This is a genomic window from Pseudomonas sp. HR96 (assembly GCF_034059295.1).
Classification (GTDB): Bacteria; Pseudomonadota; Gammaproteobacteria; order Pseudomonadales; family Pseudomonadaceae; genus Aquipseudomonas.
The window spans coordinates 4,780,644-4,793,306 of the sequence record NZ_CP139141.1 but is presented as its reverse complement, the minus strand read 5'-3'; the positions used below and the strand labels follow the sequence as shown (position 1 = coordinate 4,793,306).

The 12,663-nt window shown below is 65.8% G+C and carries 11 protein-coding genes; 5 read left to right on the top strand and 6 right to left on the bottom strand.

Annotated elements, in window-relative coordinates; translation table 11 throughout:
* Positions 1-32 precede the first annotated feature (32 nt).
* Entirely contained in the window at positions 33-1,034 is a 1,002-nt protein-coding gene (locus SFA35_RS21450; RefSeq protein WP_320572513.1) for an NAD-dependent epimerase/dehydratase family protein, read from the top strand.
* Positions 1,035-1,132: 98 nt separating this feature from the next.
* A complete protein-coding gene (locus SFA35_RS21445; protein WP_320572512.1) occupies positions 1,133-1,984 on the top strand; it encodes an ATPase in 852 nt (283 codons plus the stop codon).
* Between the two features lie 230 nt (positions 1,985-2,214).
* On the opposite strand, the gene SFA35_RS21440 is transcribed toward SFA35_RS21445, so the two are convergent.
* The 3 genes from SFA35_RS21440 to SFA35_RS21430 are packed head-to-tail and all read right to left on the bottom strand — an operon-like array spanning position 2,215 to position 4,773.
* Positions 2,215-3,264, bottom strand: coding sequence for an alkene reductase (locus tag SFA35_RS21440; RefSeq protein WP_320572511.1), 1,050 nt, complete (start codon positions 3,262-3,264; stop codon positions 2,215-2,217).
* 26 nt (positions 3,265-3,290) lie between these two features.
* Entirely contained in the window at positions 3,291-4,457 is a 1,167-nt protein-coding gene (locus SFA35_RS21435; protein WP_320572510.1) for an MFS transporter, read from the bottom strand.
* Positions 4,458-4,470: 13 nt separating this feature from the next.
* The gene (locus SFA35_RS21430; RefSeq protein WP_320572509.1) at positions 4,471-4,773 is read right to left on the bottom strand and encodes a helix-turn-helix transcriptional regulator; all 303 of its coding nucleotides are present in this window, start codon (positions 4,771-4,773) and stop codon (positions 4,471-4,473) included.
* A 152-nt stretch (positions 4,774-4,925) separates the two neighbouring features.
* Between SFA35_RS21430 and SFA35_RS21425 the strand changes: the two genes are divergently transcribed.
* Positions 4,926-5,516, top strand: coding sequence for an ACP phosphodiesterase (locus SFA35_RS21425; protein ID WP_320572508.1), 591 nt, complete (start codon positions 4,926-4,928; stop codon positions 5,514-5,516).
* A gap of 1,911 nt (positions 5,517-7,427) precedes the next feature.
* Here the strand turns inward: SFA35_RS21425 and SFA35_RS21420 are convergent.
* Positions 7,428-8,204 (bottom strand): lysophospholipid acyltransferase family protein, encoded by a 777-nt coding sequence (locus SFA35_RS21420; RefSeq protein ID WP_320572507.1) that lies wholly within the window; start codon positions 8,202-8,204, stop codon positions 7,428-7,430.
* Positions 8,204-8,959 (bottom strand): L-ornithine N(alpha)-acyltransferase, encoded by a 756-nt coding sequence (gene olsB / locus SFA35_RS21415; RefSeq protein WP_320572506.1) that lies wholly within the window; start codon positions 8,957-8,959, stop codon positions 8,204-8,206. The genes SFA35_RS21420 and olsB overlap by 1 nt, the downstream gene beginning before the upstream one ends.
* A 230-nt stretch (positions 8,960-9,189) precedes the next feature.
* Here olsB and SFA35_RS21410 point away from each other — a divergent pair, with 230 nt between their 5' ends.
* Positions 9,190-10,347 carry a phosphatidylserine/phosphatidylglycerophosphate/cardiolipin synthase family protein gene (locus tag SFA35_RS21410; protein ID WP_320572505.1) on the top strand — a complete coding sequence of 386 codons (1,158 nt, stop codon included), beginning with the start codon at positions 9,190-9,192 and terminating at the stop codon, positions 10,345-10,347.
* Between the two features lie 62 nt (positions 10,348-10,409).
* Positions 10,410-10,991: a DJ-1/PfpI family protein gene (locus tag SFA35_RS21405; RefSeq protein WP_320572504.1), complete on the top strand. Its 582-nt coding sequence runs from the start codon at positions 10,410-10,412 to the stop codon at positions 10,989-10,991.
* 75 nt (positions 10,992-11,066) lie between these two features.
* Here SFA35_RS21405 and SFA35_RS21400 read toward each other — a convergent pair whose 3' ends face one another.
* Complete coding sequence (locus tag SFA35_RS21400; protein WP_320572503.1) at positions 11,067-12,590, bottom strand: fumarate hydratase; 1,524 nt, start codon at positions 12,588-12,590, stop codon at positions 11,067-11,069.
* Positions 12,591-12,663 lie beyond the last annotated feature (73 nt).

The following is a 12,663-nucleotide window of genomic DNA, read 5'->3' as shown; positions in this document are numbered from 1 at the left end:
TGAGATGAGCAATGAATGAGGCTTTGGGTTAAATGAAGATTCTGGTCACCGGCGCGAGTGGCTTCATCGGTGGGCGTTTTGCCCGCTACGCCCTCGAGCAGGGCCTGCAGGTGCGCATCAATGCCCGCCGCGCCGACGCCGTGGAACATCTGCTGCGCCGTGGCGCGCAGTTCATGCCGGGCGACTTGAGCGACCCCGACCTGGCTCGGCGCCTGTGCATCGGCGTCGACGCGGTGGTGCACTGCGCCGGCGCCGTCGGCCATTGGGGCCGGCGCCAGGATTTCATGCAGGCCAACGTCGAGGTCACCGAGAACGTGGTCGAGGCCTGCCTCAAGGAGCATGTACAACGCCTGGTGCATCTGTCGTCGCCGTCGATCTACTTCGACGGCCGTTCGCACCTGGGTATCAAGGAAGACCAACTGCCCAGGCGCTTTCACGACCATTATGGCGCCAGCAAGTACCTCGCCGAACAGAAGGTCTTCGGCGCTGCCGAATTCGGCCTCGAGGTGCTGGCCCTGCGTCCGCGCATGGTCACCGGGGCCGGCGACCGGGCGATCTTTCCGCGGCTGTTGCAGATGCAGCGCAAGGGCCGCCTGGCCATCGTCGGCGACGGCCTGAACAAGGTCGACTTCACCAGCGTGCACAACCTCAACCAGGCGCTGTACAGCGCGTTGCACGTGGGGCCGACAGCGCTGGGCCGGGCCTACAACATCAGCAATGGCACGCCGTTGCCGATCTGGGACGTGATCAACTACGTGCTGCGCCAGATGCAGTTGCCGCCGGTGCTGCGCTATCGCTCGTTTGGCCTGGCCTATGCGGCAGCCATGGTCAATGAAGGTGCCTGTCGGCTGTGGCCAGGGCGGCCACAGCCGACCCTGTCGCGGCTGGGCATGCAGGTGCTGAACAAGAGTTTCACCCTGGACATCGCCCGCGCCCGTCATCATCTGGGCTACGAGCCTGCTGTCAGCCTGTGGACGGCGCTGGATGAATTCTGCGCATGGTGGCAGGCCAGTGAACGCATCGCCAACCTGTAGCGGTTACAATTGCCGGTCGATCCGCCCCCACAGGCAGTTTAAGATTCTCGAATTTTGCGGCCAGTCGATTGGCCCAGGTCCCCGAAGGTTGAGCCACCATGCGTAGAGACGCCAGCGACGATTTTGACGACCACCTGCCCAGCTTGCGCGCCGACGAGCGCGACCACGAGTTCGAGCCAGTGGCCCGCGGGCACCGGGAGCGTGAGCCTGAGGCGCTGTATTCGCGGACCAGCCCGGTGGTGCGGGTCAAGGCGCCGATGATGGGCGCCCTGTGGGCGTTGATCGGCGCGCTCAGCATCGCCCTGCTGGGGCTCGGCTGGTGGAGCTTCCAGCACCTGTCAATGATGCAGGCGCAGCTGGTCGCCACCCAGGAGAGTTTCGCCCGCATCAGTGAAGACGCCGCTGGGCGCTTGCAGGCTATCAGCGGCAAGGTGGCCAATACCGAGACCAGCGCCAACTCCGGTGCCGAAGCCTTGAAGGCCCGGGTCGAGCAGTTGCAGGCGCAGCTCGAAGAGCAGGCGCGCCAGCAACAGCAGGGGGTGATGGGGCTGCAGAGTGGGCTGGGCAAGCGCCTGGAAGACGCGCTGGCCCAGGCCAACGCCCAGGCGACCGCACAGCAGGCGGCCAATGAACAGCTGGCGGCTCAGGTGAAGACATTGACAGCCGACCTGGCAACGCTGAAGGCGGCCCAGGGTGACCGGAGCCAGCTCGAAGCCCTTGGCAACGATGTCGCGGCGCTGAAGAAACAAGGCAACCCCAGCGCGCGGCTGGAACAGATCGAGCAGGACCTGGTGGTGCTCAAGAGCGAGCAGGACAACCGTGCGGCGGCGCCGGCCGCGTCGAGCAATACCGCCGAGTTCGACAGCTTCCGAGGCCAGGTCACACGCAACATCATCGCCTTGCAGAGCCAGGTGCAGAACCTGCAACAGCAGATCAATTCGCGGCAGTAACGAACCACCGGCCTGCGGCCTCTCGGGAAGTTTCGCCAGGCGCCAAGGGGGTCGTAGCTGAGGGCCGCTGGCGGAATACGGGCGAAACAAACGGAGCGCGCGAAGCCCGCGATGACCGCGCGGGCGGCCGATGGTGGCCGTGATTGAATCCCAAGACCGGCCTGGCGGCCTCTCGGGGTCTGCGACCTCTCCCACATTGGCCCCGAGAGGCCGTCAGGCCTGTTTGACGATTACAACGTCGGGTAGTCGGTGTACCCCTTCGCTCCATTGCCGTAGAACAGCTCGGGCTTGGCCTCGTTCAGCGGCGCATCGGCGGCCAGCCGGGCCGGAAGGTCGGGGTTGGCCAGGAAGGGCACGCCGAATGCCACCGCGTCCGCTTCGCCGCGGGCCAGCGCCGCGTTGGCGCTGGTCTTGTCGAAGCGCTCGTTGACGATGTACGGGCCACCAAACGCCTCTTTGATCAAGGCACCGATGCTGTCGTCGGCCTCTTTCTCGCGCGAGCAGATAAAGGCGATGCCGCGTTTGCCCAGTTCCCGCGCCAGATAGGTGAAGGTCTCGCTGCGGTCGGCATCGCTCATGTCATGCATGTCGCCGCGAGGTGCCAGGTGCATGCCTACGCGGTCGGCGCCCCATACCTCGCTGACCGCGTCGGTGACTTCCAGCAGTAGCCGCGCCCGATTTTCCACCGAGCCGCCGTACTGATCGGTGCGCTGGTTGGTACCGCTCTGCAGGAACTGATCGAGCAGGTAGCCGTTGGCGCCGTGTACTTCAACGCCATCGAAGCCGGCAGCCTTGGCGTTCTCCGCCGCCACCCTGAAGGCGTCGACGATGTCGGCGATTTCTGCCGTCTCCAGCGCGCGCGGCGTCGGGTAGTCGGCCAGTGGCCGCACCAGGCTGACATGCCCGGAAGGCTGGATGGCGCTGGGCGCCACCGGCTTCTCGCCGTCCAGGTAGCGCTCGTGGGAGATACGCCCCACGTGCCACAGTTGCAGGATGATGCGCCCGCCGGCCGCGTGCACGGCGTTGGTCACCTGGGTCCAGCCGCGCACCTGGTCGTTGGACCAGATGCCGGGGGTGTCCGGGTAGCCGACACCCATCGGTGCCACCGAGGTGGCCTCGGTGATGATCAGGCCGGCACTGGCGCGCTGAGCGTAGTACTCGGCCATCAACGCGTTGGGCACGCGGCCTTCATCGGCGCGGCAACGGGTCAGCGGGGCCATCAGGATACGATTCGGCAGTTGCAGTGCGCCAAGCTTGATAGGGTCGAAAATGGTCGTCATCGAAGCAGCCTCGTGGGTCGGAAGGATCAGCGGGCGGCAGGCGCCAGGTCGGGCCCGGCGCTCTGCCTGAAGGTAATCAGGGTAAGGATCAAGGCCAGCACCGCCAGCGCCGCAGCGGCCAGCGGCACGCTGGTCAGGCCCAGGCCCCTGGCGATCACCGCGCCACCGACCCAGGCGCCAAGGGCATTGCCGACGTTGAAGGCGCTGATGTTGAGGGTCGAGACCAGGTTGGGCGCGGCCTTGCCGGCGCTGACCACATTGATCTGCAGGGCCGGCACGGCGGCGAAGGTGGCGGTAGCCCAGAGGAATAGAGTGATTTCGGTTGGAATCAGCGCCACGCTGGTCCAGCGCAGCGCGGTGCTGACCACCGCCATGGCGATGAATACGCCGGTCAAGGTGGCGCTCAGGCGTCGGTCGGCCAGCTTGCCCCCGACGATGTTGCCCAGGGTCAGGCCCAGGCCGATCAGCAGCAGGGTCCAGGTCACACCGTGCGGCGAAACGCCGGTGACGTCACCGAGCAGCGGGGCGATGTAGGTGAACAGGGCGAACATAGAGCCGGAGAACAACGCCGTCATGCCCAGCGACAGCCAGATGCGCCCACTCTTGAGCGCCGAGACCTCGGCGCCCAGGTCGAGCCTTTGTTCGTCGCGCTGGTGCGGCAGAAAGCGGATCAGGCCGAGCAGGGCGATCACGCCGATCACCGTCACCGCGAAAAAGGTCGAGCGCCAGCCGGCGTACTGGCCCAGGGCGGTGCCCAGCGGCACGCCAAGCACGTTGGCCAGGGTCAGGCCGGTGAACATCAAGGCCACCGCCGAGGCGCGGCGGTTGGCCGGTACCAGGTTGGCCGCCACCACCGAACCGATGCCGAAGAAGGCGCCGTGGCTCAAGGCGGTGACCACCCGGGCGAACATCAGCACGTTGTAGTCGCTGGCCAGTGCGCAAAGCAGGTTGCCGACGATGAAAATGCCCATCAGCACCACCAACGCGGCCTTGCGCGGCAGTCTCGCGGTGGCCAGGGCCATGAACGGCGCGCCGATGGCCACGCCCATGGCATAACCGGTCACCAGCCAGCCGGCACCGGGAATCGACACCCCAAGGTCGCTGGCGACGTCGGGCAGCAGGCCCATGATGACGAACTCGGTGGTACCGATGGCGAAGGCGCTGAGCGCCAGGATGATCAGGGACAGGGGCATGAATGAATCCTTTTCAGAGCTCCAGGCTCAGTTGGCGGAGGAACGCCTGCACGGTGTCCTCGTTGCGTTTGAAGAAATGCCATTGGCCGACCTTCTTGCTGCTGATCAGCCCTGCGCGCTGCAAGGTGGCCAGGTGCGCCGAGACGGTCGACTGCGACAGGCCGCAGCGTTGATCGATCTGCCCGGCGCAGACACCGTTCTCGTGAGCGTGCTGCTGAGCGGGAAACTGCTGCTGCGGGTCTTTGAGCCAGGCCAGAATTTCGCGCCTCGTGGGGTGAGCCAGCGCTTTTATTATTTCGTCGAGATCCAGAGACATGATGATTCACCCTTGGCGGAACGGTATATCGCGATGCGACGAAATATAGTTCGGTATTTCGCGATATACAAATATGGAGTGGTGCTAAGGCCATAGCCAAATGGAATTTCAAGCTATAACGGCCTTGATGGCAAAGTGCTAAGCTGGCCCCCATGAACTATCTCGCGCACCTGCACCTGGGCGGCCCCAGCCCCCAACAAATGCTTGGCAGCCTGTACGGCGACTTCGTCAAGGGCAGGTTGGAAGACCGTTTCCCGCCGCCTTTGGAAGCCGCCATACGCCTGCATCGGCGGATCGACGCCTACACCGACAGTCATCCGTTGGTGCTGGCAGCATTGCAGCTGTTTTCGCCCGAGCGCCGGCGCTACGCCGGCATCATCGTTGACGTGTTCTTCGACCATGTGTTGGCGCGCCACTGGCGCGAATACCATCCCCAGCCGCTGGATCACTTCACCCGCCAGGTCTATCAGGTGTTGCGTGACGAGGCCGAGCTGCCGGGCCGGCTGGCCATGGTAGCGCCGCACATGATCGGCGAGGACTGGCTGGGCTCTTACCGGGATTTTCGCGTTATCGAGCAAGTGCTCAACGGCATTGCCCGGCGCTTGTCGCGGCCCGAGGGGCTGCACGGCGCTTACGCCGAAGTGCGCGCGTTGTACGAGCCGCTGAGCGAGGCCTTTCGCGGGTTTTACCCGCAGGTGCAGGCGTTTGCGCGGGAACAGCAACAATTGTCTCCCATGCCTTGAAACAACTCGGGGGGCCCACAGGTGGCGTAGGAGCCGGCGAAGCTGGCGAGCGAAGCAACTCGGACGCCAGGTTTGATTGGGCATGGGCTGCAATTCTGGCAAATGATTCAAATGGCTACCGAGGTGATGCCCTCGCCAGCTGCGCCGGCTCCTACAACGGTCCGGGATACCCTACAGGTGGCGTAGGAGCCGGCGAAGCTGGCGAGCGAAGCAACTCGGACGCCAGGTTTGATTGGGCATGGGCTGCGATTCCGGCAAATGATTCGATTGGCCACCGAGGTGATGCCCTCGCCAGCTGCGCCGGCTCCTACAACGGTCCGGGGTGCCCAGGTCGTGTAGGAGCCGGCGAAGCTGGCGAGCGAAGCAACTCGGACGCCAGGTTTGATTGGGCATTGGCTGCGATTCCGGCAAATGATTCAAATGGCCACCGAGGTGATGCCTTCGCCAGCTGCGCCGGCTCCTACAACGGTCCGGGATACCCTACAGGTGGCGTAGGTGCCGGCGAAGCTGGCGAGCGAAGCAACTCGGACGCCAGGTTTGATTGGGCATGGGCTGCGATTCCGGCAAATGATTCAATTGGTGCCCGATGCGATGCCCTCGCGCCAGCTGCGCTGGCTCCTACAACGGTCCGGGGGGGGCCCCACAGGTGGCGTAGGAGCCGGCGAAGCTGGCGAGCGAGGCAACTCGGACGCCAGGTTTGATTGGGCATGGGCCGCGATTCCGGCAAATGATTCAAATGGCCACCGAGGTGATGCCCTCGCCAGCTGCGCCGGCTCCTACAACGGTCCGGGGGGGCCACAGGTGGCGTAGGAGCCGGCGAAGCTGGCGAGCGATGCAACCCTGGACGCCAGGTTTGATTGGCCATGGGCTGCGATTCCGGCAAATGATTCAACCGGCTACCTAGGTGATGCCTTCGCCAGCTGCGCCGGCTCCTACAACGGTCCGGGATACCCTACAGATGGCGTAGGAGCCGGCGAAGCTGGCGAGCGATGCAACCCTGGACGCCAGGTTTGATTGGCCATGGGCTGCGATACCGGCAAATGATTCGATTGGCCACCGAGGTGATGCCTTCGCCAGCTGCGCCGGCTCCTACAACGGTCCGGGGGGGCCACAGGTGGCGTAGGAGCCGGCGAAGCTGGCGAGCGATGCAACCCTGGACGCCAGGTTTGATTGGCCATGGGCTGCAATTCCGGCAAATGATTCAATTGGCCACCGAGGTGATGCCTTCGCCAGCTGCGCCGGCTCCTACAACGGTCCGGGATACCCCACAGGTGGCGTAGGAGCCGGCGAAGCTGGCGAGCGATGCAACCCTGGACGCCAGGTTTGATTGGCCATGGGCTGCGATTCTGGCAAATGATTCAAATGGCCACCGAGGTGATGCCTTCGCCAGCTGCGCCGGCTCCTACAACGGTCCGGGATACCCTACAGATGGCGTAGGAGCCGGCGAAGCTGGCGAGCGAAGCAACTCGGACGCCAGGTTTGATTGGGCATGGGCTGCGATTCCGGCAAATGATTCAATTGGCCACCGAGGTGATGCCCTCGCTAGCTGCGCTGGCTCCTACAACGGTCCGGGGTGCCCAGGTGGCGTAGGAGCCGGCGAAGCTGGCGATGGGCCGCACGGGCGGCCGGTGGCGGCCATATTGGACATTTCGTCAGGCGCCCGAAGATCAAACCGGCCTTGCGGCCTCTCGGGGGCTTTGCCCCCTCCCACGCCGTGAACTGTGCCCCCGGGAGGCCACCAGGCCAGGCTCGGGATTCAATCACGGCCACCGACGGACGCCCGCGCGGCCTGTCGCCAGCTGCGCCGGCTCCTGCACGGTCCAGTTTGCGGCGCGACAGCGCGGCGTCGCAGACGGGGTCGGACCTTCACATCACGGGGGAAGCCTACGCGCGTCTCTGCGTACCGACCACTCACGCCGCCTGACGCTGCACCTCTTGCGCTGCCACGCCGAACAGCGCCTGCTGCACCGCCAGCTGGCATTCATGGGCCAGGGCCGCGCGCTCCTTGCCGGCGCTGCTGATCGGTGTCAGCAGGTGCACCTGCACCTGGCTGCGCTCGGCGCGCAGCAGACGCAGGAGGTGCGAGAGCAGATCGTCCTCGCCAATGAACGGCGCCAGCGGGTCGAGCTGGCCGTCACGCTCATAGCGGATGGCGATCGGCTGCACCGGTACCTCGGCGTCCAGCGCGCTGGCCAGCAAGCGCCCGTGAAAGGTTCGCAGCGCGCGGCCGTCGGTGGTGGTGCCTTCGGGGTAGATCAGCACAGGCGCACCCCCTTGCAGTTGCAGGGTCATCTGCCGACGGGTCAACTGGCTGTCGCCGGCGCCGCGACGGATGAACAGGGTCCCGGCCTGTTCCGCCAGCCAGCCGGCCACCGGCCAGCCGCGCACCTCGGCCTTGGACAGGAACGCCAGCGGTGCCAGCATGCCGACCACTGGGATGTCGGTCCAGGAGACATGGTTGCCGACCCACAGCATGGGCTGACTGGGCAGCTGACCCTGCACACTCACCTCGAACGGCAGCGCCCGGGTCAGGCGCGCCATGAAGGCTTGCGACCAGCGCAGGCGGCGCTCGCTGGAGTCGCTGAGGCGGGTCAGTTGCAGCAGCCGCACGGTGCCGGCCATCAGCAGGCCGATCATCACCACCCCGAGGATCCGCAGGATGCGCCCGAGCAGGCGCGCCCGGACCATCACACGGCCGCCTTGAAATGGCGGGCGTAGCGCGGGCAGAGGTCGTCACGCTTGAGCAGGATGAACACGTCGGCGACCTGGAACTCGCGGTCCCAGCAGGGCTCGCCACAGACTTTGGCGCCCAGGCGCATATAGGCCTTGAGCAAAGGCGGCAGTTCGGCGATGACGTTGTGCGGCAGGTCCAGCGGTGGCAGCGGGTGACGCGGCTCGGCACGCAGGTGCTCGTTGCACAGGTAGCGTTCGCGCAGGCGCTGCATGATGGCTTCGGCCTGGATGCCGCCGTCCTGCATGGAGATGCTCGCGCAGCCCATCAGGTAGCGGTACTCGCCCTGATTGAGTACCTCGGCCAGCTCGCTCCACAGCACCGCGATGGTGCCGCCGTTGCGGTAGGCCGGGTGCACGCAGGTGCGGCCGATTTCCAGGATCGGCCCTTGCAGGCCCTTGAGCCCGTGCAGGCTGAATTCCTCTTCACTGTAGAAGCCGCCCAGCCCGTCGGCGGCCTGGTGGTCGAGCAGGCGCGTGGTGGCCACCAGTTGCCCGCTGCTCAGGTCGCGCACGCCGATATGGCTGCAATGCGAATCGTAGGTGTCGCGGTCCAAACCCAGTTCGGCGCCTTGCAGGCGGGCGTCGAATTCCTGGCTGAACACGGCGTAGCGCAGGGCCTGGGCCTCACGTAAGGCCTGGCCGCCGATCAACCGCTCGGCTTGCAGACGGCGTTCCGGGCGAGGCTCCTTGATGCGGGCGATCTGAGTCATTGCGGTCTCCATGAGCCTGCCATCGGCGCGGCCGTAGACTGAGTGGGCAGGCTCAGGCTATGCAGGCGCGGTGTCAGCCAAGTGACCCTTTGGTGATGGTTGGGTGACAGCGGGCAAGGCGGGTTTGCTACCGGTCGATGCGACGGTTATGGTTGCGCCTGAAATGATTCGAAATATATGTTCGGGAAAATTTATGTCTTGTCGTGACCCCAATCGGGGGGCGGGCTGAAATGGCGGGCGCGATTTTCCCCTGGCGCAGTGACAACCGGTTCCAGCTGCTGGTCGACGGCCCGCAATTCTTTCCGCCCATGCTGGCGGCGATTGCCCATGCCGAACGCCAGGTGGACCTGGAGTTGTATCTGGTCGAAGCCGGCGCCTGCGCTGAGGCTGTGGTCCAGGCGTTGTGCGCTGCCGCCGAGCGTGGCGTGCAGGTGCGCTGCCTGTTCGACGGCTACGGCACCCAGGCCTTTGGCGTGACCTCGCGCGAGCGCCTGCTGGCAGCCGGCATCGAGTTGCGCACCTATAACCGCGTGCGCTGGTACCACGGCGGCCGCAACCTGTACCGCGACCATCGCAAGCTGCTGCTGGTGGATCAGGCCTGGGGCGTGGTCGGCGGCACCGGTGTCACCGACCAGTTCTGGCAGCCGGGCCAGGCCAGCAGCGAGTGGCATGAGGTGATGGTGCAGATGCAGGGGCCGCTGATCGCCGACTGGCAGATGCTGTTCGACCGCCAATGGCGGGCCAACCTGCGGCGCAGCGCCTGGCGCCCGGCCACCCATTTCGGCCTGCCGCGACTGCCACGGGTGCCCCAGGCCGGGGAGGGGTTGGGCCGGGTGGCCTACGCCGACTCGCGCCAGCATCGCGATATCCTGCAGTCGCTGGTGCGCGCCTTGAACAGTGGCCGGCAGCGCATCTGGCTGGCCACGCCGTATTTTCTGCCGACCTGGAAGGTGCGCCGGGCGTTGCGCCGCGCCGCCGCCCGGGGCGTCGACGTGCGCCTGCTGTTGACCGGGCCGCGGACCGATCATCCTTCCGTGCGCTACGCCGGGCACCGCTACTACCCGCGGCTGTTGCGCGGCGGGGTGAAGATCTTCGAATACCAGCCGTGCTTCCTGCACCTGAAGATGGTGCTGGTGGATGACTGGGTGAGCATTGGTTCGTGCAACTTCGACCACTGGAACCTGCGCTTCAACCTGGAGGCCAATGTCGAGGCCCTGGACCCCGCCCTGACCGCCGACGTGGCGGCGAGCTTTCAGCGCGATTTTGCCCAGAGCACGGCGGTCACCCTTGGCGACTGGGAGGCGCGACCGTTCTGGCGGCGCGTGCAGCAGCGCGTGTGGGGCTGGCTCGACCGCCTGGTGGTCAACCTGCTGGACCGCCGCAGCTGAGTGGGTGGGCGCTGCTATGCTGACTCGGCGCACCTGAGCGCACGTCGAGGACATTGCCCCCCATGGCTGCCAAGAAAATCCTGATGATCGTCGGCGATTACGTCGAAGACTACGAAGCGATGGTGCCCTTCCAGGCGCTGTCGATGGTCGGCCACACCGTGCATGCGGTCTGTCCGGACAAGCGCGCCGGGCAGAGCGTGCGCACGGCGATCCACGACTTCGAGGGCGACCAGACCTACAGCGAAAAGCCCGGGCATCGCTTCGTCCTCAACCACGACTTCGCCCAGGTCGAGGCCCACGATTACGACGCGCTGCTGATTCCTGGCGGGCGGGCGCCGGAATACCTGCGCCTGAACGAGAAAGTGCTGGAGCTGGTGCAGTCTTTCGACAAGGCCGGCAAACCGATCGCGGCGATCTGCCACGGTGCGCAGCTGTTGGCGGCGGCGGGTGTGCTGGAGGGGCGCGAATGCAGTGCCTTCCCGGCCTGTGCACCGGAAGTGAAGCTGGCCGGTGGCCGTTTCATCGATATCGAGGTCAACCAGGCCCATGTGCAGGCCAACCTGGTCAGCGCCCCGGCATGGCCGGCGCATCCGTCGTGGCTGGCGGGGTTTCTGGGATTGTTGGGGACGCGGATCACGCTGTGACGGCCTGCAACGACCGGGGGCTGTGCCCCCTCCCACCGCCAGGGTGGAAGGGGGCGAGGCGGGTTGGAACTGGCCTTATTGCACTTCGACCGCCAGGCTCTCGGCAATCTTCTGCTGCCAGATCGCCGGGCCGGTGATGTGCACCGACTCACCTTTGCTGTCTACCGCGACGGTGACCGGCATGTCCTTGACGTCGAACTCGTAGATGGCTTCCATGCCCAGTTCCTCGAACGCCACCACGCGGGATTTCTTGATGGCCTGGGCGACCAGGTAGGCGGCGCCGCCGACGGCCATCAGGTACACGGCCTTGTAGTCCTTGATCGCCTCGATCGCCGACGGGCCGCGCTCGGACTTGCCGATCATGCCAAGCAAACCGGTCTGGTCGAGGATCTGCCGGGTGAACTTGTCCATCCGCGTGGCGGTGGTCGGGCCGGCCGGGCCTACCACTTCTTCGCGGATCGGGTCGACCGGGCCGACGTAATAGATGAAGCGGCCCTTGAGGTCGACCGGCAGCTGTTCGCCACGGTTGAGCATCTCGACCATGCGCTTGTGCGCGGCGTCGCGGCCGGTCAGCATCTTGCCGTTGAGCAGGATGGTCTCGCCCGGTTGCCAGCTCTGCACGTCTTCGGGGGTGAGGGTGTCGAGGTTGACCCGGCGCGCTGACGGGCCGGCTTCCCAGACGATTTCCGGGTAGGCGTCGAGGTCCGGCGCCTGCAGCTCGGCCGGGCCGGAGCCGTCCAGCACGAAGTGCGCATGGCGGGTCGCGGCACAGTTGGGGATCATGCACACCGGCAGCGAGGCGGCGTGGGTCGGGTAGTCCATGATCTTCACGTCGAGCACGGTGGTCAGGCCGCCGAGGCCCTGGGCGCCGATGCCCAGCTGGTTGACCTTGTCGAACAGCTCCAGGCGCATCTCTTCGATGCGGTTGCTCGGCCCGCGCTTTTTCAGTTCGTGAATGTCGATGGACTCCATCAGCACTTCCTTGGCCATGACCGCCGCCTTCTCGGCGGTGCCGCCGATGCCGATGCCGAGCATGCCCGGCGGGCACCAGCCGGCGCCCATGGTCGGCACGGTCTTGAGCACCCAGTCGACGATCGAGTCGGATGGGTTGAGCATGGCCATCTTCGACTTGTTTTCCGAACCGCCACCTTTGGCCGCCACGTCCACTTCCACAGTGTTGCCGGGGACGATGGAGTAGTGGATCACTGCCGGGGTGTTGTCCTTGGTGTTTTTGCGGCTGCCGGCCGGGTCGGCCAGGATCGAGGCGCGCAACACGTTGTCGGGCAGGTTGTAGGCGCGGCGCACGCCTTCGTTGATCATGTCGTCCAGGCTCAGGGTGGCGCCGTCCCAGCGCACGTCCATGCCCACACGCACGAACACGGTGACGATGCCGGTGTCCTGGCAGATTGGCCGATGACCGGTGGCGCACATGCGCGAATTGATCAGGATCTGTGCGATCGAATCCCGGGCGGCCGGCGACTCTTCACGCAGGTAGGCCTCGTGCATGGCCTGGATGAAATCGACGGGATGGTAATAGGAGATGAACTGCAAGGCGTCAGCGACGCTCTGAATCAGGTCATCCTGCTTGATCACGGTCATGGGTGCGCTCCTCTGAAGGTGGGAACATTCATAAAGTCGGCGAGCAAGGCTGCGGCCATGGAGGCGCGTGCCG